The organism is Pseudomonas lactucae, assembly GCF_016937615.1.
GTDB classification, from domain to species: Bacteria; Pseudomonadota; Gammaproteobacteria; order Pseudomonadales; family Pseudomonadaceae; genus Aquipseudomonas; species Aquipseudomonas lactucae.
This window is the reverse complement of record NZ_JAFHKI010000085.1, coordinates 1-22,027: the sequence shown is the minus strand read 5'-3', so window position 1 is coordinate 22,027 and position 22,027 is coordinate 1. Positions and strand designations below refer to the sequence as shown.

The 22,027-nt window shown below is 61.9% G+C and carries 18 protein-coding genes and 4 pseudogenes; 14 read left to right on the top strand and 8 right to left on the bottom strand.

The window, feature by feature from the left end; translation table 11 throughout:
• Positions 1 to 34: 34 nt before the first annotated feature.
• The 3 genes and pseudogenes from JWR98_RS16470 to JWR98_RS16460 all read right to left on the bottom strand — a co-directional run bounded on the left by JWR98_RS16470 (position 35) and on the right by JWR98_RS16460 (position 3,548).
• Positions 35 to 1,542 (bottom strand): annotated as a pseudogene (locus JWR98_RS16470) (sugar ABC transporter ATP-binding protein).
• A gap of 15 nt (positions 1,543 to 1,557) precedes the next feature.
• On the bottom strand, positions 1,558 to 2,490 hold the full coding sequence (locus tag JWR98_RS16465; protein ID WP_003174516.1) for a sugar ABC transporter substrate-binding protein: 933 nt from the start codon (positions 2,488 to 2,490) through the stop codon (positions 1,558 to 1,560).
• A gap of 50 nt (positions 2,491 to 2,540) precedes the next feature.
• Positions 2,541 to 3,548, bottom strand: a complete 1,008-nt coding sequence (locus JWR98_RS16460) for an ABC transporter permease subunit (RefSeq protein WP_205490564.1) — start codon at positions 3,546 to 3,548, stop codon at positions 2,541 to 2,543.
• A 362-nt stretch (positions 3,549 to 3,910) separates the two neighbouring features.
• Here JWR98_RS16460 and JWR98_RS16455 point away from each other — a divergent pair, with 362 nt between their 5' ends.
• From JWR98_RS16455 to JWR98_RS16445, 3 genes are read left to right on the top strand one after another with little or no spacing between them, the layout of a single operon-like run.
• A complete protein-coding gene (locus JWR98_RS16455; RefSeq protein WP_205490563.1) occupies positions 3,911 to 4,747 on the top strand; it encodes a transketolase in 837 nt (278 codons plus the stop codon).
• Complete coding sequence (locus JWR98_RS16450; RefSeq protein ID WP_205490561.1) at positions 4,737 to 5,669, top strand: transketolase family protein; 933 nt, start codon at positions 4,737 to 4,739, stop codon at positions 5,667 to 5,669. Before JWR98_RS16455 ends, JWR98_RS16450 begins: the two co-directional genes overlap by 11 nt.
• 4 nt (positions 5,670 to 5,673) lie before the next feature.
• Positions 5,674 to 7,149: an FGGY family carbohydrate kinase gene (locus JWR98_RS16445; RefSeq protein ID WP_205490559.1), complete on the top strand. Its 1,476-nt coding sequence runs from the start codon at positions 5,674 to 5,676 to the stop codon at positions 7,147 to 7,149.
• 60 nt (positions 7,150 to 7,209) lie between these two features.
• Here JWR98_RS16445 and JWR98_RS16440 read toward each other — a convergent pair.
• Positions 7,210 to 8,162: pseudogene (locus JWR98_RS16440) on the bottom strand (aliphatic sulfonate ABC transporter substrate-binding protein).
• 109 nt (positions 8,163 to 8,271) lie between these two features.
• Positions 8,272 to 9,120, bottom strand: coding sequence for an AraC family transcriptional regulator (locus tag JWR98_RS16435; RefSeq protein ID WP_205490565.1), 849 nt, complete (start codon positions 9,118 to 9,120; stop codon positions 8,272 to 8,274).
• 110 nt (positions 9,121 to 9,230) lie between these two features.
• On the opposite strand from JWR98_RS16435, the gene JWR98_RS16430 reads away from it, so the two are divergent.
• From JWR98_RS16430 to JWR98_RS16415, 4 genes are all read left to right on the top strand, one after another.
• A complete protein-coding gene (locus JWR98_RS16430) occupies positions 9,231 to 9,641 on the top strand; it encodes a hypothetical protein (protein WP_078733599.1) in 411 nt (136 codons plus the stop codon).
• Between the two features lie 114 nt (positions 9,642 to 9,755).
• A complete protein-coding gene (locus JWR98_RS16425; protein ID WP_078733598.1) occupies positions 9,756 to 10,100 on the top strand; it encodes a hypothetical protein in 345 nt (114 codons plus the stop codon).
• Positions 10,101 to 10,155: 55 nt separating this feature from the next.
• Complete coding sequence (glsB, locus tag JWR98_RS16420) at positions 10,156 to 11,064, top strand: glutaminase B (RefSeq protein WP_003174506.1); 909 nt, start codon at positions 10,156 to 10,158, stop codon at positions 11,062 to 11,064.
• Between the two features lie 158 nt (positions 11,065 to 11,222).
• Entirely contained in the window at positions 11,223 to 11,597 is a 375-nt protein-coding gene (locus tag JWR98_RS16415; protein WP_143480877.1) for a hypothetical protein, read from the top strand.
• 74 nt (positions 11,598 to 11,671) lie between these two features.
• Here JWR98_RS16415 and JWR98_RS16410 read toward each other — a convergent pair whose 3' ends face one another.
• From JWR98_RS16410 to JWR98_RS16400, 3 genes are all read right to left on the bottom strand, one after another.
• Entirely contained in the window at positions 11,672 to 11,911 is a 240-nt protein-coding gene (locus JWR98_RS16410) for a DUF6124 family protein (protein WP_205490556.1), read from the bottom strand.
• Between the two features lie 507 nt (positions 11,912 to 12,418).
• Positions 12,419 to 13,663, bottom strand: coding sequence for a saccharopine dehydrogenase family protein (locus tag JWR98_RS16405; protein WP_205490553.1), 1,245 nt, complete (start codon positions 13,661 to 13,663; stop codon positions 12,419 to 12,421).
• 29 nt (positions 13,664 to 13,692) lie between these two features.
• Positions 13,693 to 14,790 carry a carboxynorspermidine decarboxylase gene (locus JWR98_RS16400; RefSeq protein WP_078733594.1) on the bottom strand — a complete coding sequence of 366 codons (1,098 nt, stop codon included), beginning with the start codon at positions 14,788 to 14,790 and terminating at the stop codon, positions 13,693 to 13,695.
• Positions 14,791 to 15,062: 272 nt separating this feature from the next.
• Between JWR98_RS16400 and JWR98_RS16395 the strand changes: the two genes are divergently transcribed.
• The 7 genes and pseudogenes from JWR98_RS16395 to JWR98_RS16365 all read left to right on the top strand — a co-directional run bounded on the left by JWR98_RS16395 (position 15,063) and on the right by JWR98_RS16365 (position 21,985).
• Positions 15,063 to 16,082: a LacI family DNA-binding transcriptional regulator gene (locus JWR98_RS16395; RefSeq protein WP_205490551.1), complete on the top strand. Its 1,020-nt coding sequence runs from the start codon at positions 15,063 to 15,065 to the stop codon at positions 16,080 to 16,082.
• Positions 16,066 to 17,070 carry an ABC transporter substrate-binding protein gene (locus tag JWR98_RS16390; protein ID WP_205490550.1) on the top strand — a complete coding sequence of 335 codons (1,005 nt, stop codon included), beginning with the start codon at positions 16,066 to 16,068 and terminating at the stop codon, positions 17,068 to 17,070. Before JWR98_RS16395 ends, JWR98_RS16390 begins: the two co-directional genes overlap by 17 nt.
• The gene (locus JWR98_RS16385) at positions 17,071 to 17,889 is read left to right on the top strand and encodes an ABC transporter permease (RefSeq protein ID WP_078733591.1); all 819 of its coding nucleotides are present in this window, start codon (positions 17,071 to 17,073) and stop codon (positions 17,887 to 17,889) included.
• Positions 17,886 to 18,679, top strand: a pseudogene (locus JWR98_RS16380) (ABC transporter permease). Before JWR98_RS16385 ends, JWR98_RS16380 begins: the two are co-directional and overlap by 4 nt.
• Positions 18,676 to 19,706, top strand: a pseudogene (locus JWR98_RS30260) (ABC transporter ATP-binding protein). Before JWR98_RS16380 ends, JWR98_RS30260 begins: the two co-directional pseudogenes overlap by 4 nt.
• 10 nt (positions 19,707 to 19,716) lie before the next feature.
• Positions 19,717 to 20,550 (top strand): metallophosphoesterase, encoded by an 834-nt coding sequence (locus tag JWR98_RS16370; protein WP_205490549.1) that lies wholly within the window; start codon positions 19,717 to 19,719, stop codon positions 20,548 to 20,550.
• A 115-nt stretch (positions 20,551 to 20,665) separates the two neighbouring features.
• Positions 20,666 to 21,985 carry an OprD family porin gene (locus JWR98_RS16365; RefSeq protein WP_078733588.1) on the top strand — a complete coding sequence of 440 codons (1,320 nt, stop codon included), beginning with the start codon at positions 20,666 to 20,668 and terminating at the stop codon, positions 21,983 to 21,985.
• Positions 21,986 to 22,027 lie beyond the last annotated feature (42 nt).

Sequence of the window (22,027 nt, the reverse complement as noted above, 5' to 3'; positions counted from 1 at the left end):
CCCCTCCCACATTTGAATCTCTGTAGGGCTTTAGTTAGGCGGTGGCCATTTCCATGACTGAAACCGGTGTGGCCTCGCCGCGCTCCAGGATTCCCATCTGCCGCCCCCGGCTCATCACCATCACCCGATGGGACAACCCCAGCACTTCATCCAGGTCCGAGCTCACCACAATCACCGCCATGCCCTTGGCCGCCAGGTCCGCGATCACCTCATAGATCGCGCCCGCGCGCCCACGTCAATGCCGCGTGTAGGCTCATCCAGAATGAACACCTTGGGATTGCGCGCCAGCCATTTGGCAATGATCACCTTCTGCTGGTTACCCCCGGACAAGCTGGAAATCCGCGACTGCGGCGCACCTTTCACGCCCAGGCGCGCCACCGCCGTGCGCGCGAATTCGCGCAGCGGGGCAGGCAGCACCCAGCCGCGTTTATCCAGCAGGTCGGTGTTGCCGTAGATCAGGTTGTCTTCGATGCGATGTTCCACCACCACGCCTTGTTGCTTGCGGTCTTCGGGCACCAGCACCACGCCGGCCTGGATCGCTTCAAAGGGGCTGCGCAGCTGGCGCACCTCGCCGTCCAACAGCAGCTGACCTTGAATGTCCTGAGCCGCGCCGGCCAGGGTGCGCACCAGTTCGGTCCGCCCGGCGCCGACCACGCCGGCAATGCCGAACACCTCACCGGCACGCACGCTGAAGTCGATGCCGTGCAAGGCAAACTCGCGGCAACGCATGTCCTTGACCTGCAACATGACCTTGTCCTGCGGCGGTTGCAGGGTGGGGAAAATCCGCTCCAGGCTGCGCCCGACCATCTGCTCCACCAGCTCACGCACCGGCACTTGCGCAGTGGCATGCAAAGCGATCTGGTGCCCGTCGCGCAGCACCAATACACGGTCGGCAATGCGCGCGATTTCTTCCAGGCGATGGCTGATATAGATAAACGACACGCCTTCGGCCTTGAGCCGCTCCACCTGCTGGAACAACAACTCGGTTTCCTCGCCGCCCAACGCAGCGGTGGGTTCATCGAGGATCAACAAGCGCGCCTTGAGAGTCAGCGCCTTGGCGATTTCCACCAGTTGCTGGGCCGCCACGCTCAGGCCTTCGACCTTGCGCGACGCCGGTACCTTGAGCCCCAGGCGCTCCAGCTGGATCTGCGCCTGGGCCTCGATGTAGGCGCGGTCCACCCGCCCGTGACGCATGGGCAGGCGCCCGACGAAGATATTCTCGGCGATCGACAGTTGCGGCAGCAGGCGGATTTCCTGGTGGATCAGGCCGATACCGGCGCCCAGGGCCGCCCCCGGCGAGGCGGGCGCATAGGGCGCGCCCAGCCAGGTCATGCTGGCGCCGACCTCGGGTTGTACGAGGCCGGCAATGATCGACGACAAGGTCGACTTGCCCGCACCGTTCTCGCCGAGCAGGGCCAGCACTTCACCGGGGCGAATATCCACATTCACCTGCGACAACACCTGCACCGGGCCATAGGCCTTGCTGATGTTGCGCAGGCACAGCACCGCATCGGCGGCTGTGTCCAGAGCTGCTGCGTGCATGACGACCTCCCAGGGTTACGGGTGCTGTTGCAGGAACGGCGCGACGTTTTCTTTGGTGGTCAGCACGGTGGGCAGCAGTTGCTCCTTGGGCAGGGTTTTGCCGGCTTTCAAGTCGATGGCCGACGCCACTGCCAGGCGCCCCATTTTCTGGGTCTGCTGGGTCATGGTCGCATTGAGCACGCCGCTTTCCACGGCCTTGAGCCCGGCGACGTCGCCGTCGAAGCCGACGATCACCACTTTGTGATCGAGGTTGCCGACCTTGACCGCTTGTGCGGCGCCCAGCGCCATGGCATCGGCGCGGCCGAAGAACACGGTAATGTTCGGGTCACGCTGGAGCAGGTCCTGGGCTACGGCGAAGCCTTTGTCCTGCGCCCATTCGGCCGGTTGCTGGGCCACGACCTTGAGGTCCGGGAAGGCTTTGAGGCCCTCGGCAAAACCTTTGGCGCGATCGTTCTCGGGGGTGGTGCCGATCTGACCTTGCAGAATCGCGATGCGGCCTTTGCCGTCGGTGATTTTGCCCACGTATTCGGCCAGGGTCTTGGCGCCGGCCACGCTGTCGCTGGCGATGAAGGTATCGCCCGGTGCGTCGGGGGCGTTGCGGTCCACGGCGATCACCGGGATGCCGGCGGCCTTGGCGGCTTTCACCGGTACACCGGCGGCGGTGGCGCCGGCCGGAATGTAGATCAGCACATCGATCTGGCGGGTGATCAAGTCTTCAATCTGGCTGACCTGGGTGGAGGAGTTGCCCTGGGCGTCCACGGTGATCACCTTGATCCCCTTGGCCTTGCCCTCGGCTTCCACCGATTGCTTGATCTGGTTGAAGAAGTCGGCCTGAAGGTTGGCCACGGCCAGGCCGATGGTCAGGTCCTTGGCCCAGGTGGTGCCGGCAGCGGTGAGGGTGGCGGCAGCCAGGGCGGTAGCGATAAGCAATTTCTTGGGGCTGAACATGTCGGTGACTCCTGGTTTTATTGTTGGAGGGTGTCAACTGTCGAACAGGTCTAACGGGCAGTGCTGGTACGGCGTCGCAAGGTATCGATGGTGACGGCGAGGGCGATGACCACGCCGATCACCACTTGTTGAATAAAGGGCGAGACGCCCAGCAGGTTGAGGCCATTGCGCAACACGCCAATGATCAGCACGCCGACCAGGGTGCCGCCGATGCTGCCGACGCCACCGCTGAGGCTGGCGCCGCCGATGACCACGGCGGCGATGGCGTCCAGTTCCAGGCTCAAACCCGCACTCGGTTGCGACGAGTCCAGGCGTGCGGCCAGGGTTACGGCGGCGATCCCGGCGAGGGCGCCGCTGATGGCGTACACCCACAAGGTAATTGCGCGCACCTTGATGCCGGACAGGCGCGCCACTTCCGGGCTGCCGCCCATGGCGTAGAGGTTGCGGCCACCGGCGCGAAAGCGCAGGAACACCCAGGCCACCAGCAGCATCACCAGGAACAGCCCGACAGTGGCCGACAAAAAGCCGAAATGCCGCACCGTGGCCAGGCGGGTAAACCACTCTGGAAAACCGACGACCTGCCGGCCTTCGGTGAGGATGTTCGCCAGGCCGCGGGCCACCGACATCATGGTCAGCGTGGCAATGAACGGCGGCAACTTGGCGTAGGTGATCAACCCGCCGGACACCAGCCCGGCCAGCATGCCGGTGGCTATCGAGATCGGAATCGCAAAGCCCAGCGGCACCGCCTGGTCCTGATAGAGCCAGCCGAGCATCATCATCGAGAAGGCCAGCACCGAACCGACCGACAGATCGATGCCGCCGATCACGATCACCGCCGTCATGCCAATCGCCAGGATGCCCAGCACCGTGACCTGATCAAGAATGTTCAGGCCATTGCGCAAGGAGAAGAAGAATTCGGAGCTGAAGGAGAAGACCAGCACCAGCAGCACAAGGCCAATCAACGGGCCGCCGATATTGCTGGGCAGCAGTTTTACCAGGCGGGGGCGGGGTGGCGGCTTGAGTTCGTCCGGGTGCTGGACAATCGCTTTGGCGTCCACAGTGTTCTCCTGAGTTATTTTTTTTGGAGTGCTTTCAGGTCGCTTGAATATTTATGCGTGCCTGACTGTTAATTCAGATTCCAGTGACACCGTGGCAAAGTCAAGCGCTTAATTTTTCAGGTAGGTCTTTAAAACGGGGTTTTATCGGCGCGCAAAGCCACGGTATAGACCGGCTCCTGTGGGATTTTGCCCGTTTGTCCGAGTGATATCTCTTCGGCTTTTTTCATTTTTACACCGATCGCTCACTTGACCGCGCGGAAGATCGGCGTCTAAATAGAAATATATTGTCACTACTGAATAAATATTCAAATACAGTTTTCGGCACTTTCAACTCACGTGGTCAGCCCCACAGGAGCCGCTGCATGAATGCCTTCCAGTACGACGTCCACCAGATCAAGGAACAGGCCCGCCTGATCCGCCGCCATGTGATCCGCCTGAACGCCGATTCACCGGCCGGCGGCCACACTGGGGCGGACCTGTCGGAAACCGACATCCTCGCCACCCTGTATTTCCGCATCCTCAACACCGGCCCGGAACGTACCGAAGACCCCGAGCGCGATATTTATATCCAGAGCAAGGGCCACGGCGTCGGCGGTCTGTACTGCTGCCTGGCGCAGGCGGGCTATATCCCCGAGGCGTGGTTGCCGACGTATCAGCACTTCAATTCGCACTTGCCCGGCCACCCGGTGCGCCAGAAAACCCCCGGCATCGAACTCAACACCGGCGCCCTCGGCCACGGCTTGCCAGTGGCGGTAGGGCTGGCCCTGGCGGCGAAAATGTCCGGCAGCCAAAAGCGCATCTACGTGCTGACCGGCGACGGCGAGCTGGCTGAAGGTTCCAACTGGGAAGCGGCAATGGCGGCCGCCAAGTACGGGCTGGATAACCTGTTTGTGATCGTCGACAAAAACAAACTGCAACTGGCGGGACTGACCGCGGACATCATGCCGCTCGACCCGCTGGACGTGAAATGGGCGGCCTTCGGCTTCAGCGTCAGCGAGTGCGACGGCAACGACGTGGGCCAGCTGATCCACACCCTGGAAAACATGCAGACCCAGACCGGCGCGCCCCAGGTGCTGATCGCCCACACCATCAAAGGCAAGGGCGTGTCGTTTATCGAGGCCCGTCCCGAATGGCACCACCGCGTGCCCAAGGGTGATGAAATCAACGCGGCACTGGAGGAGTTGAACCATGGCGAGTGAACATTTGGCGAGCGTCATGGTGCAGGCCTTTATTGACGCGGTCGATGCCGGGCTGGACGTGGTGCCGGTGGTCAGCGACTCCACCTCCACGGCCAAGATCGGCCCGTTTGCCCAGCGTTTTCCCGAACGCTTGATCAACGTCGGCATTGCCGAGCAGTCGCTGGTGAGCGTCGCGGCCGGGCTGGCCCTGGGCGGCAAGATCGCCGCCACCTGCAACGCCGCGCCGTTTTTGATCTCGCGCGCCAATGAGCAGATCAAGGTCGACGTTTGCTACAACCAGGCCAATGTGAAGATGTTCGGCCTCAACGCCGGCACCAGCTACGGTCCATTGGCCAGCACCCACCACAGCCTCGACGATATTTCGGTGATGCGCGGGTTCGGCAATGTGCAGATATTCGCTCCGGCGGATGCCATTGAATGCCGGCAGATTATCGATTACGCCTTGCGTTACCACGGCCCGGTGTATATCCGTCTCGACGGCAAAGCCTTGCCGGACGTGCACGGCGCTGACTATCAATTCACACCCGGCCAGGTGGATATCCTGCGCCACGGCGCCGACGTGAGCATCGTGGCCCTGGGCTCGGTGGTGCATGAAGCGGTGGACGCGGCCGAGGCATTGGCCGGGCAGGGCATTCAGGCGCAGGTGATCAACCTGTCGTCGATCCGGCCCTTGCAGCGCGACGTGTTGCTCAGCGCCCTCAGTGGCACTCGCGCGGTCATCAGCGTGGAAGAACACAACATCAACGGCGGCGTCGGCAGCCTGGTCGCCGAAGTGCTGGCCGAGGCCGGGCTGGGCATCCCTTTGATCCGCCTGGGCATCGGCGATGGCGAATACGCCGCCGCCGGTGCGCGCGAACCGACACGCGCCTTGCATAACATCGACGCGGCTGGGATTGTGGCGGCTGCCACTCGGTTGCGGTGACCCCATGAATACCCACACTCCACTGATCCTGGCGATTGACGAAGGCACCAGCAACGCCAAGGCGGTGCTGGTCAACGAACGGGGGCAAGTGGTCGCGCGGGGTTCGCGGCCATTGAGCGTCAGCCATCCCCAGGCCGGTTTTTCCGAACAGGACCCGCTGTTTATCTGGCACAGCACCCTGGCCGCGATTGAAGATTGCCTGGCCCAGGTGGACCGGCCGATCACCGCATTGGCGATCAGCAACCAGCGTGAATCGGTGGTGGCCTGGGACCGGCGCAGTGGCGAACCGCTGTCGCCGTGCATCAGCTGGCAGTGCCGACGCTCCACGGCGTTGTGCGCCGAACTGCACGCGCAAGGGCATGAAGCGCTGATCCTGGAAAAAACCGGGCTGGCCCTCGACCCGATGTTTTCCGCCGGTAAGTTCCGCTGGATTCTCGACCACCTGGACAACGGCCATGCTCGCGCCGCTGCCGGTGAGATCTGCCTGGGCACCGTCGACAGTTGGCTGCTATGGCAACTCAGCGGCGGTCAGGTGTTCGCCACCGACTACTCCAATGCGTCGCGCACGCAACTGTTCAACTTGCACACCTGCGCCTGGGACCCGCAATTGCTGGACCTGTTCGCCATCCCGTTGGCCGCGCTGGCACCGATCCAGGCCAGCGCTGGATGCTTCGCCGACACCGTAGCGTTGGGCGGCTTGCCCGCCGGCATCCCGATCATGTCGATGATCGGCGACTCCCACGCCGCGCTCTACGGGCAGGGCGGTTTTGCGCCGGGGTTGGTCAAGGCCACCCTCGGCACCGGCTCGTCGTTGATGACGCCCATGAGCGGCGCGATTGCGTCCCCCCATGGTTTGTCGACCACCCTGGCCTGGCATGACGGCGTGAAACCCACGTTCGGCATGGAAGGCAACATCGTCCACACCGGCGCCGCCGTGCAATGGGCCTCGCGCCTGGTGGCCGGGGACTCCCTGGACGCCTTGACCGAGCAGGCCGCGCAACTGCCGGATAACGGCGGCGTGTACTTTGTGCCGGCGCTGTCCGGGCTGGGCGCGCCGCATTGGCAAGCCGATGCGCGTGGGTTGATCTGTGGGCTGACTGAAGCCACGTCCGGCGCGCATATTTTGCGCGCGTCGCTGGAGTCCATCGGCTATCAGATTCGCGATGTGTTCGACGCGATGCAGCAGGACATCGGCACCCCGCTGAAGGAACTGTGGGTCGACGGCGGCGCCACACGCAACCGCTGGCTGATGCAGTTTCTGGCCAACCTGCTGCAACGTCCGGTAGTGCGCAGCCTGTCGCCGGAAGTGTCGGCGCTGGGCGCGGCGCATCTGGCCGGGCGGGCGTTGGGAGTGTGGGCGAGTGATGATGCACTGGAGCAGTTGGAGCGCCAGCGCGAGCGCTTCGAGCCGCAGGATGACCCGGCGATGGCAGGGCGCTATTTAGAATGGAAAAAGGCCCTGGCCCGTACACTTCTCTAACGCCATATGCAAATCCAATGTGGGAGGGAGCAAGCCCCCTCACACATTTTTTAACCGTGTTCAGTTTCCAGGCTTCCACGTCTGCACATCTTTCGTATCCACCGCCCTGGGCAACAACCCCGCCTTGAAGAACGCATCGGCAATCTTCTGCTGTTCCCCCAACTGGTCCACCGTCACCGGTTGCACCTGATAGCTGCGGTGCGCATTCGCCGCTTCCACCGTGGCCACATCCAGGTTGCCCCACAACGGCGCCAGCACTTTTGCCGCCTCCTGCGGATGGTTTTTCACCCATTGTCCGGCCTGTTCCAACTGCGCATACACCACTTTCAACACCTGCGGATGCGCCTTCGCGTAAGGCGTACCGGTCAGGTCATAGCGCTTGTAACTCGCCAGCCCCGCGCCATCGGCCAGGGTGCGTGTCGGCAGTTGTCGCTGCACGCTGGTGAGGAAGGGTTCCCAGGTGACCCAGGCGTCGACCTTATTGTTCTCGAACGCTGCGCGACCGTCGGCGGGTGACAGGTACGCAGGTTCTATATCCGCGAAGGCCAGGCCGGCTTTATTCAGCGCGGCGATGAGCAGGTAGTGGGTGCCGGCCGCCTTGGTCACGGCGATTTTCTTGCCCTTCAAATCCGCCAGTTGCTGGATCGGCGAGTCCTTGCGCACCACGATGGCCTGGGCCGAAGGCGAGGGCGCTTCCTGGGCGAAGTAGGTGAGCTTGGCCTGGGCGGCCTGGGCGAAGATCGGCACGGTGTCGGCGACGTCGGCGCTGATGTCCACATTGCCCACATTCAGTGCTTCGAGCAGCGGCAGGCCGCTGGGGAATTCGTGCCAGCTCACATCAATGTTGTCAGTCTTGAGGGCTTTTTCCAGGGTGCCCCCTGGGTTTTGAGCAGGGTGATCAAGGTCGAGGATTTTTGGTAACCGATGCGCAGGGTTTCCTGGGCTTGCACGCTCACGCTGAGAGACAAGGCCAACAACCCGAAGACAGCTGCGAGGGGACGACGTAGGGACATGGCACGCTTGATGTTCAACGAAATTGGACCAAGCGTAAAGTTCTAAAAACCATTCGATAAATAATCTTTAGGCCTGAGCTTAGGTCGCTTTTTGCACACTTCGATGAATTCAGTCGGCGTCTTTCAGCGCAATGGTTTGACTGGTTGCGCTGGGCACCCCGGCACGGTCCGCCAAGTAACGCGCCGGCGGCTGGCCCACCGCCTTACGGAACATGGTGATGAAGCCGCTGGCGTTTTCATAACCCAGATCCAGCGCCACCCGTTGCACACTTTCACCCTTGGCCAACCGTTGCAGGGACAGGATTACATGCAACTGCCGGCGCCAGCGGCCGAAGCTCAGGCCCAGTTCCTTCAGTAACAGGCGGGTCATGCTGCGTTCGCTCATGCCGATGCGCACCGCCCACTGGCCCAGGGTGGCTTTGTCGGTGGGGTTGGCCAGCAGGCTATTGGCCAGGCGGCGCAAGCGTGCGTCCTGGGGTATGGGCAGGTGCAGGGCTTCGACCGGCGCGGCGGCCAGTTCATCCAGTAACGTGTTGATCAAGCGCCCCTGGGGGCCGGTCTCGTCATATAACTGCGGAAAACTCACGACCTTGCTGAGCAATTCATGCAGCAGGCCCGACACCGCCAGGGTGCAGCAGCGTGGCGCCAGTGCGCGGGCGGCATCAGGCTCGATCAGCAGGCAATACACTTGCGCCGTGCCGGAGCCGCGTGCCGAATGCGGCGTGCCGCCGGGAATCCACAGTGCGCACTGGGGCGGCACGATCCAGATCCCCGCTTCGATTTCGCAGTGGATGACCCCACGCAGGGTGTACATCAACTGGCCCTTGCGGTGGGTGTGCTGGGCATGTTCCCAGGCGTCCGACGTGCTGGTTGCGCCCACGGCCACCACGGTGCGGGGGAACAGGTCGGCGTCCTTGGCCGTCGCCGGGTCTAGCAGATCGAGGCGGTGGTGCTTCATGGCGGTGATCGCAGGTTGGCCGGATTGCGAAATAGTCTGGCTATTCTGTGCAATGCCGTCCAGTGGTTCGAGCTTTATATTGAGATCTACTCTCATTTAGGAGCTTTGCCATGCGACTCGACAGTACAGCGTTCCCTGTGGTGAAAATCGTCTTCGATGCCCCGAGCCAAGGCGGGCCGGAGGACGCCTTCCGGATCTTTGAAGAGCTGTTGGCACGGCAGCAATCCTTCCTGCTGCTGCACGAAAAAGCCGTGGACGAAAATAATCACGAACATTCCCATGAGCAGCGCAAGCAAGCCTCGATCTGGATGAAGAAACACCGACAGGCCTTGCACATGTTCGTCAAAGGCATGATCCAGGTAGAACCCAGCGCTGCTAAACGCTTGGCACTCAGACCGTTTGCGGCGATGTTCGGCAAGGCCTGGGGCTATCCGTTGCTGGTGGTGGAGTCCAAAGACCAGGCATGGGCGCTGGCACGGGATGTGCTGGATGAGCGAGTGTCGGATGTGGCGCATTTTTGATGGGGGCAACACCGACCTGTCGCGAGGGGGCAGGCCATTCTCGCCGGACGGCGAGCGGTGCGGGGGCAATTGAACTACTTTGACTGACGAGCGATCCCTACCCGGTACTGACCTATGCGCACGTTATGGACGCGATATTTAGCGTTGCTGGAAAACGACCTGAGTACGCAGGTCTTCGACAATGTGAAAAACCTGCTGGTGTGTGCGTTGCTGTTTGCGGCGGGCACCAACGCGGTAATCGGCCAACAGCACCTGTTTATCGGCGTGTTTGCGTCCGATGTGGCGGGGTGGGGGTTGGTCATCCTGTCCACGGTGTTGATGTTCTTGAACGTGAGCGATGGTATTCGCCGGCTGGCCAAGCTGCGTTATCACCTGGCCTTGCAGCTGTTGCTGATCCTGGTTTATCTGGTGGTGGCCGAGCGGGTAGTAGAGATTGTGTGGGGCTTCCGCGCGCATTGAAGTATCCTGCGCGCCCCGCCAACCACTGATCCAAACCAAGATGACCGGACAAGACATGCAGGCGCTGCTGGAGTCGATCCTCGACGAAGTGCGCCCACTGATCGGCCTCGGCAAAGTTGCCGATTACATTCCCGCGCTGGCCGATGTACCGGCCAACCAACTGGGTATCGCCGTGTACGGCAACGACGGCTCGGCCTACCGCGCCGGCGACGCCGATACGCTGTTCTCGGTGCAGAGCATTTCCAAGGTGTTCAGCCTGGTGCAGGCCATCGACCACGGCGGCGAAAGCATCTGGGAGCGCCTGGGCCATGAGCCTTCGGGGCAACCGTTCAACTCCCTGGTGCAACTGGAGTTCGAGCGCGGCCGCCCGCGCAATCCCTTCATCAACGCCGGCGCATTGGTGATCTGCGACATCAACCAGTCGCGCTTCGCCGTACCGATCCTGTCGATGCGCGACTTTGTGCGGCGCCTGTCGGGCAACCCGCAGATCCTGGTCAACAGCGTCGTCGCCGACTCCGAAGCCCAGCACGGCGCACGCAACGCGGCCATGGCCTACCTGATGAAGTCCTTCGGCAACTTCCATAACGACGTGGACGCGGTGCTGCACAGCTACTTCAACTACTGCGCCTTGCAGATGAGCTGCCTGGACCTGGCCAAGGCCTTCAGCTTCCTCGCCAACGAAGGCACCAGCGCCCACAGCGGCGAGCAGATCCTCACGGCGCGCCAGACCAAGCAAGTCAACTCGATCATGGCCACCAGCGGGCTGTATGACGAGGCGGGTAACTTCGCCTATCGCGTTGGGTTGCCGGGCAAGAGCGGAGTAGGTGGAGGGATTGTCGCGGTGGTGCCGGGACAGTTCACGGTGTGCGTGTGGTCGCCGGAGCTGAACGCGGCGGGGAACTCGCTGGCGGGGATCAGGGCGTTGGAATTGTTGAGTGAGCGGATTGGGTGGTCGGTGTTTTGATGGCTGGAGTGCTCTGCAGATCCTTGCAGCGCACTATTCAATTAGACAAATTGATGGCATTTTGATAGCGTTTTATGAGGGTGATCAAATCGCTAAATGTTAGCGATAGGGTTATATATCTCCGGCTATGCCGGGCTCTTATCAAGGAAGAATGTATTTTGAATATGAAGTTTTTAGGTGCGATTGTTGTAGCCTTCGCCTGTTCGAACAGTTTTGCGGCGAACAACATACAAATCTCAGAAAAGATAGGTTCTATTACGAAGAAAAAAGGTAACTCATATACGCTTTCAGGTATTGGAAAAGAGGGCGAGGCCAAGAGTGTTAGTGTGGAGTTAGAGAAAGTTGACGGTGCTCGAGGTTCTAGCGTTCGCGCTATTTATACGTTCAGAGTCGATAATTGCGGGACGCTAACGTTCATACAAGCAGCTGGCCAAAAATATGCGTTGCTTTCATTCGATGATCAGGTTTCAGCCGACGCCGAACCTGCATGTCCGATCTTTTTTGGCTCAACAGAACGCTGGTTAATCAAATAGCTTTTCAAAACTATGAGCGATGATGACCTTTCCCTTGCGCAGCGAAGTTCTGCGCAGGGGAACGATCTTTAATTTCAAACCGCCGGGTCAGCGATCTCCAGCGCCTTGTCCACCAGCAGTTGTACGCCTTCGAGCATGCGGCAGATGCCCAGGGCTACATTGCGTTGGGTGCCGTCGATTTCAAAGGCCAGGTGAGTGGCGATGTCGGCGATGGAGGATAGGTCCTGGGAGGCGTTGATCAGCAGGGTTTCGGTGCCAAGGTTGGGAAGCACGCTGAAGAGTTTATCTGGGGGATTTGGGGTGTCTTTAATCATGGTGGAACTCCGTCGACAAGTGGAGCCGCCAGCGTTCGCGGTCAAACGAAGAGGGTGGCAGCTGTACGCGGGTTGACCGACCGGTTGTCAACGAACCCGGCATACCCGAAGGTATCCCGCGCACAACTGCCGCGACACGATACCTCAGGCACAAAAAAAACGCCTGGGATAGGTGCAGGGCGTAGCAGTTCGTTAACAAGGCCGGACGGTCAAATCCGGTCGCTGAATTGGCAGCGACGGCGCAGAGGTTAGTCAGCCGCGTTCCGAGCGACAACCTGAAACAGTCGTGGGAAAACTCTGAGAGTCTGGGGCGAAGTGCTATCCCTGTGGGAGGGGGCTTGCCCCCGATAGCAGTTTGTCAGTCAAAGATGCATCAACTGAAACGGCCTCATCGGGGGCAAGCCCCCTCCCACATTTGGATCTTCATCGGTCTTGGAATCGCTACCCACCCCAAACAAAAAATGCGCCCCTGAGGGCGCATTTTTTTGTTCGGTCAGCTATCGCCTATCAGGCAATCGCATCCCAGGCCCGATCACCTTTCTCGTCCTTGATCCGAGTCGGCAACCCCATCACATCCAACGCCTTCAGGAACGGCTCAGCCGGCAGTTCCTCGACGTTGGCCATGTGTTTCACATCCCACTCGCCACGCGCCACCAGCAGCGCGGCGGCTACCGGTGGAACGCCTGCGGTGTAGGAGATGCCCTGGCTGTCGGTCTCGGCGAAGGCTTCTTCGTGGCAGGCCACGTTGTAGATGAACAGCTCACGCGGCTGGCCGTCCTTGGTGCCTTTGACCAGGTCGCCGATGCAGGTCTTGCCGGTGTAGCCAGGGGCCAGCGATGACGGGTCGGGCAGCACCGCCTTGACCACTTTCAACGGCACCACTTCCAGGCCTTCGGCGGTGGTGACCGGCTTCTCGGAAAGCAGACCGAGGTTTTTCAGTACGGTGAACACGTTGATGTAGTGCTCGCCGAAGCTCATCCAGAAGCGCACGTTGGGCACGTCGAGGTTTTTCGACAGCGAGTGCACTTCATCGTGGCCGGTGAGGTAGAGGTTCTGCGAACCGACGACCGGCAAGTCGTCGGTGCGTTTGACTTCGAACATGGTGTTGCTGGTCCACTGGCTGTTCTGCCAGCTCCACACCTGCCCGGTGAATTCGCGGAAGTTGATTTCCGGGTCGAAATTGGTGGCGAAGTACTTGCCATGGGAGCCGGCATTGACGTCGAGAATGTCGATCGAATCAATGCGGTCGAAATGCTGTTGCTGCGCCAGCGCGGCATACGCGTTGACGACACCCGGATCGAAGCCCACGCCAAGGATTGCGGTGATGTTCTTCTGCTTGCATTCTTCGAGGTGGTTCCACTCGTAGTTGCCGTACCACGGCGGGGTCTCGCAGACCTTGCCCGGCTCTTCGTGGATGGCGGTGTCGAGGTACGCGACGCCGGTGTCGATGCAGGCACGCAGGACCGACATGTTGAGGAACGCGGAACCCACGTTGATGACGATCTGCGATTCGGTCTCGCGGATCAGGGCCTTGGTCGCTTCCACGTCCAGGGCGTTCAGCGCGAAGGCTTGGATATCGGCGGGCACTTTGAGGCTACCCTTGGCCTTGACGCTGTCGATGATGGCCTGGCATTTGGAGATGTTGCGCGACGCGATAGCAATACGACCGAGTTCGTCGTTGTGCTGCGCGCACTTGTGGGCCACCACCTTGGCGACACCTCCTGCACCAATGATAAGAACGTTCTTTTTCAATTGCTTTCTTTCTCCTAATAGCCGCCAGCTTACGAAAGGCTGGACAGGTAGTCGTCGTAACCAAATTCACGAACCACTTCGACTGTACCGTCGAGTTGTTTCACTACGATGGACGGCATTTTCAGGCCGTTGAACCAGTTTTTCTTGACCATGGTGTAGCCCGCGGTGTCGATGAACGACAACCGATCGCCGATGGCCAGCGGACGATCGAATTGATACTCGCCGAAGATGTCCCCGGCCAGACAGGATTTGCCGCACACCATGACGGTGTGTTCACCCTCGCTCGGCGCCAGTTTGGCGTTGAGGCGATAGATCAGCAGGTCCAGCAGGTGAGCTTCGATGGAGCTGTCGACCACGGCGAGGTTTTTGCCGTTGTAGAGGGTGTCGAGCACGGTGACTTCGAGCGAGGCACTGTTGGTGATCGCCGCTTCACCGGGTTCCAGGTAAACCTGCACGCCGTACTTCTCGGAGAACGCCTTCAAGCGCGCGCAGAACGCGTCCAGCGCATAGCCTTCGCCGGTAAAGTGGATGCCGCCGCCGAGGCTGACCCACTTGACCTTGTGCAGCAGTGCGCCGAAGCGTTCTTCGATGGTGCCGAGCATCTTGTCGAACAGGCTGAAATCGCCGTTCTCGCAGTTGTTGTGGAACATGAAACCAGAGATCTGCTCGATCACGCCTTCGATCTTCACCGGGTCCCATTCGCCCAGGCGGCTGAATGGGCGCGCCGGGTCGGCCAGCAGGTAATCGGAGCTGCTCACCTGCGGGTTCACGCGCAGGCCACGGGTCTTGCCTTCGCTGCGTTCGGCAAAACGCTGCAACTGGCTGATGGAGTTGAAGATGATCTTGTCGCAGTTATCGAGCATCTCTTCGATTTCATCGTCGGCCCAGGCCACGCTGTAGGCGTGCGCCTCACCTTCGAACTTCTGGCGACCGAGCTTGAGCTCATACAGCGACGACGAGGTGGTGCCGTCCATGTATTGCTGCATCAGGTCGAACACCGACCAGGTGGCAAAGCACTTAAGCGCCAGCAGCGCCTTGGCGCCGGACTGCTCGCGCACATAGGCAATCTTCTGCATGTTGACCAGAAGCTTCTGTTTATCGATGAGGTAGTACGGCGTTTTGATCATTTTTGAGAGCCTGCGGCGGTGCCTGCCAAAAAAGGACACGCATTGTGCCCGCACTTGGTCAGGATCGAAAGGTTAGCCGGCGGATTTTGCGCACCCGGTTTCCAAGCATAGCCCCGGAGCATGACTATTCATGGATGTACATCAGCCCCCTCCCACATTGAGAGCGATGTGCATCAGGCACATTGACATCAAACCGTCATCTTCCCACCACCTTCCTGCCACATTCCGCCGTTAGTGTTCTCGCCAATGAGATCGATCTCAAGCGAGTGACAATGACTGATTTGAAAGACGTTGCGCGTCTGGCCGGGGTCTCCCGCGCCACCGCCGCCCGCACCTTTGCCTCCCCCGAGCAGGTGCGCCCGGCCACCCGTGAGCAGGTGTTCGCCGCCGCTCGTGAGCTGGGCTTTCGTCCCAACCTGTTGGGCCGGCAACTGCGCCTGCAAACCACTAACCTGATCGGTGTGGTGGTGCCCAACCTGCTCAACCCGGTGTTCGCCGAGCAATTCCAGGCCATGGAGCGCGCGGCGCGGTTGCGCGGCTATAGCCTGGTGCTGGCGACCACTGACTACAGCAGCGAGCGCGAATGCAGCGTGGTGGAAGAACTGCTGCGCCAGCGCGTGGACGGCCTGGTGCTGACCGTCACCGATGCCGAAAGCAACCATGTGCTCAGCAGCCTGAATACCGAGAAAACCCCGTTCGTGCTGGCCTACCACCAACCGAGCAACCCCAACTACAGCGCCGTGTCGGTGGACAACCGCGCCGGCATGGCGATGGCCACGCGGTATCTGCTGGACGCCGGGCACCGGCGCATCAGCATGGTCGCCGGCCCCGCGTTGCAGTCCGACCGCGCACGCCTGCGGTATGCCGGTTACTGCGACGCGATGAAAGCCTATGGCCTCAAGAGCCGCCCGGTGATCGAAATGCCGGCCCACACCCAGGCCGATTTCGCCGCGATCCAACCGTCGCTCGATGGCCCCGAGGCGCCCACCGCGCTGGTGTGCTCCAACGATTTCCTGGCCATCAGCCTGATTGCCGAACTGCGCCGTAACGCCTGGCACGTACCCGAACGACTTTCGGTGATGGGCTTTGACGGCATATCCCTAGGCACCCAGATGCACCCGACCCTGTGCAGCGTGGTGCAGCCCATCGCGCTGCTCGCCAGCACGGTAATAGACCAACTGCTGGCGCAGATCGCCGGCAACGATCCGATTTCCCATTGCCTGCCTTGCCATATCCGGCCAGGCGAAAGCACTCAACCCCATAAGGAGTCCCTTGATGCGCGCATTCCGTAAAACCCTGGCCGCCGTGCTGTTGTGTGGCATGGCCAGCCTCGCGCAGGCCGCCGACACCGCGATTTGCTACAACTGCCCGCCGGACTGGGCCGACTGGGGCACCCAGCTCAAAGCCATCGCTGCCAGCACCGGTGTGCAAGTGCCGCTGGACAACAAGAACTCCGGCCAGTCCCTGGCGCAGTTGGTGGCGGAGAAAGCCGCACCGGTGGCCGACGTGGTGTACTACGGCGTGACCTTCGGCCTGCAGGCGCAAAAAGCCGGCGTGGTCGATGGCTACAAACCCAAGGGTTGGGAGCAGATTCCCGCCGGCCTGAAAGACCCGGCGGGCCAGTGGTTCGCAATCCACTCAGGCACCCTGGGCATCATGGTCAACGTCGATGCGTTGGGCGGCCTGCCGGTGCCGCAGAGCTGGGCCGACCTGCTCAAGCCGGAATACAAAGGCATGGTCGGCTACCTCGACCCGTCCAGCGCGTTCGTCGGCTACGTGTCGGCGGTGGCGATCAACCGCGCAATGGGTGGCGACCTGGACAACTTCGCCCCGGCCATCGACTACTTCCAGAAACTGGCGAAAAACGTCCCCATCGTGCCCAAGCAAACCGCTTATGCGCGGGTGCTGTCCGGCGAGTTGCCGATCCTGGTGGACTACGACTTCAACGCCTACCGCGCACGCTACAAAGACAACGCCCACGTCGCCTTCGTGATCCCCCAGGAAGGCAGCATCAGCGTGCCCTACGTGATGAGCCTGGTGGCCAACGCGCCGCACCGCGCCAATGGCGAAAAGGTCCTGGATTTCGTGTTGTCCGATGCTGGCCAGGCGCTGTGGGCCAAGGCCTACCTGCGTCCGGTACGCCCGGTGCAGATGCCGGCCGAGGTGGCCGCGCAATTCCTGCCCGACAGCGACTACGCCCGCGCCGGCGTGGTGGACTACCAGAAGATGGCCGCCGTGCAGGAAGCCTTCGCCGCCCGTTACCTGAACGAGGTCAAGTAAGTGGCCACATCGGCAAGACACGCCGCCTGGGCCTTGGCCCCGGCGTTTGCGGTGCTGCTGGCGTTCTGGTTGTTGCCGCTTGTGCACTTGATCGTGCTGGGCAGCGAAAGCCGTGACAGCCACGGCAGCGGCTACTGGCAAGTGCTCAGCAGCGCGCAGTATCTGGGTAGCCTCGGGCAGACCCTGGTACTGGCGGTGGTGGTGACGCTGGTCGCGTTGTTGATCGGTGGCATCAGCGGCGTATTCCTCGCCCGCCAGCAGTTTTACGGGCGCTCGGCGTTGGTGGCGCTGCTCACTTTTCCCCTGGCGTTTCCCGGTGTGGTGGTGGGCTTCCTGGTGATTCTGTTGGCGGGGCGCCAGGGCCTGTTTGCAGCGCTGGGCATGCAACTGGCCGGTGAGCGCTGGATCTTCGCTTACTCGTTGGCCGGGCTGTTTGTCGGCTACCTGTACTTCTCGATCCCGCGTGTGATCCTTACCGTGATGGCCGCGTGCGAAAGCCTCGACCGCAGCCTCGAAGAAGCCGCGCACTCGCTGGGCGCCGGGCATTGGCGCGTGGTGTGCGACGTGATCGTGCCGGGCCTGGCGCCCGCGCTGGCGTCGTGCGGGGCTATCTGTTTTGCCACGTCCATGGGCGCTTTCGGCACGGCCTTTACCCTGGGCACGCGGCTGAACGTCACCCCGGTGGCGATCTACAACGTGTTCACCAATTACGCCAACTTTGCCGTCGCCGCCGCGCTGTCGGTGGTACTGGGCGCGGTGACCTGGGCGGTGTTGCTGCTCACGCGGCGCCTGGTGAAAAACGCGGGGACTGTCCTGTGAAGCGCTCATCGCTTTTCGTCATGCAACTGCTGTTTACCTTGCTGGTATGCGCCTTCATGTTGGTGCCGGTATTGATGTCGTTGCTCGCCGGGCTGACGCGTAACTTCTTCGTCGGCCTGTCCAGCGGTCTGACCGTCGATTGGCTGGTGCAGGTGTGGCAGGCCTATTCGCCGACCGTGTGGCTGTCGCTGCAACTGGCCGTGGCCTGCGCGGTGTGCGTGTGCGTGATCGGCGTGCCGGCGGCCTACGCCCTGGTGCGCATGAACAACCGCTTCAGCCGCGCCTTCGAGGAGTTGATGGTGCTGCCGGTGGCGATGCCGGGCCTGGCCAGTGCATTGGCGTTGCTGCTCACCTACGGCCAGTTCGGCACCTTTCGCAGCAGTTGGGTGTTTATCCTCGTCGGCCATGTGCTGTTCACCTTGCCGTTCCTGGTGCGCCCGGTGATGGCGGTGATGCAGCGCCAGCACTGCCGGTACTGGAAGAGGCGGCGGCCAGCCTGGGCGCGGGGCCGATCAAGCGCTTTTTCAGTGTGGTGGTGCCCAACAGCCGGGCCGGCATCCTGGCGGGGGTGCTGATGGTGGTCACCTTGTCCTTGGGTGAGTTCAACCTGACCTGGATGCTGCACACACCTATGACCAAGACCTTGCCGGTCGGCCTGGCCGACAGCTACGCCTCGGCGCGCCTGGAAATCGCCAGTGCCTACACCCTGATCTTTTTGCTGATGATCGTGCCGCTGCTGATTGCGCTGCAGGCCATCAGTGCCCGTCTATCCCGTGGAGAGCGTCGATGACCGCTATCACTATCCGCCTGCAAGGCTGTCGCAAGGCATTCGCCGACGGCACCGTGGCCGTGCATGACCTGGACCTGACCGTCGAAGGCGGCGAAACCCTGGCGATTCTCGGCCCGTCGGGCTGTGGCAAAACCACCACCTTGCGCCTGATCGCCGGGTTGGAGCGCCCGGATGTGGGCCAGGTGTTTTTTGCTGACCAGAACGTCACGCGCCTGCCCATCGAGCGTCGCGACGTGGGCATGGTGTTCCAGAATTACGCGCTGTTTCCCAACCTGAATGTGGCCGGGAACATCGTCTATGGCTTGAAGATTCGCGGTATGTCGCCGCTGGAGCGCAACAAGCGCTGCGACGAATTGCTCGAGCTGGTGGGGTTGCAGCATCACGGCCAGCGCAGCATCCACGAGCTATCTGGCGGTCAGCGCCAACGCGTGGCGCTCGCCCGCGCCCTGGCGCCGCGCCCCAAAGTGCTGTTGCTGGATGAACCGCTGGCGCCCTCGATGCGCAACTGCGTGAGCGCCTGCGCAGTGAGCTCAATGAGCTGCTGCGCGGCCTGGGCATCACCTCGGTGTTTGTGACCCACGACCAGGGCGAAGCCATGGCCCTGGGTGATCGCATCCTGGTGATGGAGCAGGGCCGCGTCGCGCAATTGGCCAGCCCACGGGACATCTACCAGAAACCGGCGAATGCGTTTGTCGCCGGTTTCGTCGGCAACCTGAATGCCTTTCAGGTGCTGGAGCAGTCGGCCCACGGATTGAAAGTCTGCGGCGGTGTGTTGCCGTGGCACGCGGCCAATCCACCCGCCACAGTGTACTGCCGCCCCGAACACCTGCGGGTGATGGAGGGCGAAGGGCACCTGCACGGCCATCTGCTCGCGCAGTTTTTCCAGGGCGCACAAAGCCGCCTGCTGGTGGAGGTGGGCGGCCCGCAGCCGTTGCTGGTGGACAGCAGCGACCACCAGTTGTACGCCGTCGGCGCGCCGATTGCCCTGGCGATCGCGCCGCACATGTTGTTCACCCTGAATGCGTGAGAGTCTGTTTGTGAATCGTCCATTTGTTGTCGCACAGATCAGCGACCTGCACCTTAAAGCCGGCCAGCGCCTGACCTATGGCGTGGTCGATACCCTGGGCGCGCTGCGCCGTGCCGTCGACCACCTCAACGCCAGTCATCCACGCCCCGATATCGTGGTGGTCAGCGGCGACCTGGTGGACTTCGGTCGCCCCGATGAATACGCCGTGCTGCACCCCGAGCTTTCGCGCCTGCACATGCCGTGCTACCTGGTGCCCGGCAACCACGATACGCGCGGGCCGCTGCTGGCTGCGTTCGGCGATCACGCCTACTTGCCGCGTTCGGCGGACGGCCCGCTGGACTGGGTGGTGGATGACCATCCGCTGCGCCTGATCGGCCTGGATTCGACCATTCCCGGTGGCCATGGCGGGCAATTGCTGGACAGCCAGTTGCAGTGGCTGGACGAGCAACTGGCGCTGCGTCCCGATGCGCCGACGTTGCTGATCCTGCACCACCCGCCGTTTATCAGCGGTATCGGCCATATGGACCGCGAGCCGTTCATCAATGCCGCCGCCCTGGAACAAGTCGTGGCGCGCCACCCGCAAGTCGAACGCCTGTTATGCGGGCACTTGCACCGCCCGATGCAGCGGCGCTTCGGCGCCAGCCTCAGTTGTGTGTGCCCCGGCACGTCCCATCAGATCGTGCTGGATTTGCAAGACGCCGCGCCCGCGCATTTCAACCTGGAGCCGGCGGGTTATCTGTTGCATCGCTGGGATGCGCAACAGGGGTTGGTCAGCCACAACGGCGTGTTCGGGGATTACCCCGGGCCGTATCCGTTCTATGACGCTCATGGATTGATCGACTGAGGTTTCACGGAGCTTCACCGAGTACTTAACGCCGCGGTCGATTCTGTGTGGTCGCGTGCATTCCGCTGTCCTTTTTTGCGCCCGGAACCTGGATTCCGCGCCGGAGTTCGTCCTGATGAAAGCAACCTTGAGTGTACTGAGCGTGTTGACCGGCGGCCTGGGCATTGCCCTGAGCCCCTTGGCCTCTGCGGATTTTCTGAGCGACAGCAAAGCCAACCTGAGCATGCGCAACTTCTACTTCAACAACGATAACCGCGACGGCACCGCCGCGCCGTCGAAGACCGAAGAGTGGGGCCAGGCGTTTATCCTCAACTACCAATCGGGCTTTACCGATGGCACGGTGGGCTTTGGCCTGGATGCCGTCGGCATGCTCGGCGTGACCCTCGACAGCGGCGGCGGTCGCCATGTCGGCAGCTCGATGATCCCTAACGATGACGGCAAGGCCGCAGACAACTGGGCCCGTGGAGGCGCGACGGCCAAGGCACGCTTCGCCAAGACCGAAGCACGCTACGGCTACCTGCGCCCGAACCTGCCGATTCTGGTGAGCAACGACGGCCGCCTGTTGCCGCAGTCGTTCGAAGGCGGGCAAGTCACCAGCAAGGACATCGACAACCTGACCCTGACCGGCGGCCAGCTCCAGCACGCCACCGGGCGCGGCTCCAGTGATCGCAGCGGCCTGGCAGTGGCCGGCGCTACCCAGGAAAGCAATAAGTTCACCTACGCCGGTGCGGATTACCAACTGACCAAGGACCTGATGGTCCAGTACTACTACGCCAACCTCGAAGACTATTACCAGCAACACTTCGCCGGGCTGATCCACGTGTTGCCGCTGGGCGAATACGGCTCGCTGAAGACAGACCTGCGCTACTTCAAAACCAGCGCCGATGGCAAAAACAGCAGCGCCGCCGGCCGTGCCGAAGGGTATAAATTGGGGGGCTTCACCAGGAACGGCAGTGGTGAAATCGACAACAACACCTGGAGCGCGGCGTTCATCTACGCCCTGGGCCCGCACGCGATTACCGCCGGTTACCAGCAGGTCTCGGACGACAGCAACTTTGCCCAACTCAACCAGGGCGGCCTGGTGGGCAAGGGCGAGGGCGGTGCCAGCCTGTACCTGTACACCGACCGTACTGTGCAAACCTTCATCCAGGCCGGCGAGCGGACCGCTTTCGCCCAATACGCCTATGACTTCGCGTCCCTCGGTGTACCGGGCCTGAAAGCCTCTGTGATGTACCTCAAGGGCGAGCATATCCTCACCGCCAGCGGCAACGATGCCAGCGAGTGGGAACGGGACATCTCCCTGGATTACGTGGTGCAGAGCGGCACATTCAAGAACGTCGGGTTTGGCTGGCGCAACGGCGTGTCGCGCAGTGAAGTGGCGCGGGACCAGGACCAGAACCGACTGTTCGTGAGCTACTCGATTCCGCTGATGTAACCCTCCCACATTGGACCTGTGTTTGCTTCAGGAGATTTAACA

Excerpts from the sequence above, each read along its gene's own strand:
- JWR98_RS16465 (WP_003174516.1), bottom strand. The coding sequence starts at position 2,490 with ATGTTCAGCCCCAAGAAATTGCTTATCGCTACCGCCCTGGCTGCCGCC.
- JWR98_RS16455 (WP_205490563.1), top strand. The coding sequence starts at position 3,911 with ATGAATGCCTTCCAGTACGACGTCCACCAGATCAAGGAACAGGCCCGC.
- JWR98_RS16450 (WP_205490561.1), top strand. The coding sequence starts at position 4,737 with ATGGCGAGTGAACATTTGGCGAGCGTCATGGTGCAGGCCTTTATTGAC.
- JWR98_RS16445 (WP_205490559.1), top strand. The coding sequence starts at position 5,674 with ATGAATACCCACACTCCACTGATCCTGGCGATTGACGAAGGCACCAGC.
- JWR98_RS16435 (WP_205490565.1), bottom strand. The coding sequence starts at position 9,120 with ATGAAGCACCACCGCCTCGATCTGCTAGACCCGGCGACGGCCAAGGAC.
- JWR98_RS16430 (WP_078733599.1), top strand. The coding sequence starts at position 9,231 with ATGCGACTCGACAGTACAGCGTTCCCTGTGGTGAAAATCGTCTTCGAT.
- JWR98_RS16425 (WP_078733598.1), top strand. The coding sequence starts at position 9,756 with ATGCGCACGTTATGGACGCGATATTTAGCGTTGCTGGAAAACGACCTG.
- glsB (WP_003174506.1), top strand. The coding sequence starts at position 10,156 with ATGCAGGCGCTGCTGGAGTCGATCCTCGACGAAGTGCGCCCACTGATC.
- JWR98_RS16410 (WP_205490556.1), bottom strand. The coding sequence starts at position 11,911 with ATGATTAAAGACACCCCAAATCCCCCAGATAAACTCTTCAGCGTGCTT.
- JWR98_RS16400 (WP_078733594.1), bottom strand. The coding sequence starts at position 14,790 with ATGATCAAAACGCCGTACTACCTCATCGATAAACAGAAGCTTCTGGTC.
- JWR98_RS16395 (WP_205490551.1), top strand. The coding sequence starts at position 15,063 with ATGACTGATTTGAAAGACGTTGCGCGTCTGGCCGGGGTCTCCCGCGCC.
- JWR98_RS16390 (WP_205490550.1), top strand. The coding sequence starts at position 16,066 with ATGCGCGCATTCCGTAAAACCCTGGCCGCCGTGCTGTTGTGTGGCATG.
- JWR98_RS16365 (WP_078733588.1), top strand. The coding sequence starts at position 20,666 with ATGAAAGCAACCTTGAGTGTACTGAGCGTGTTGACCGGCGGCCTGGGC.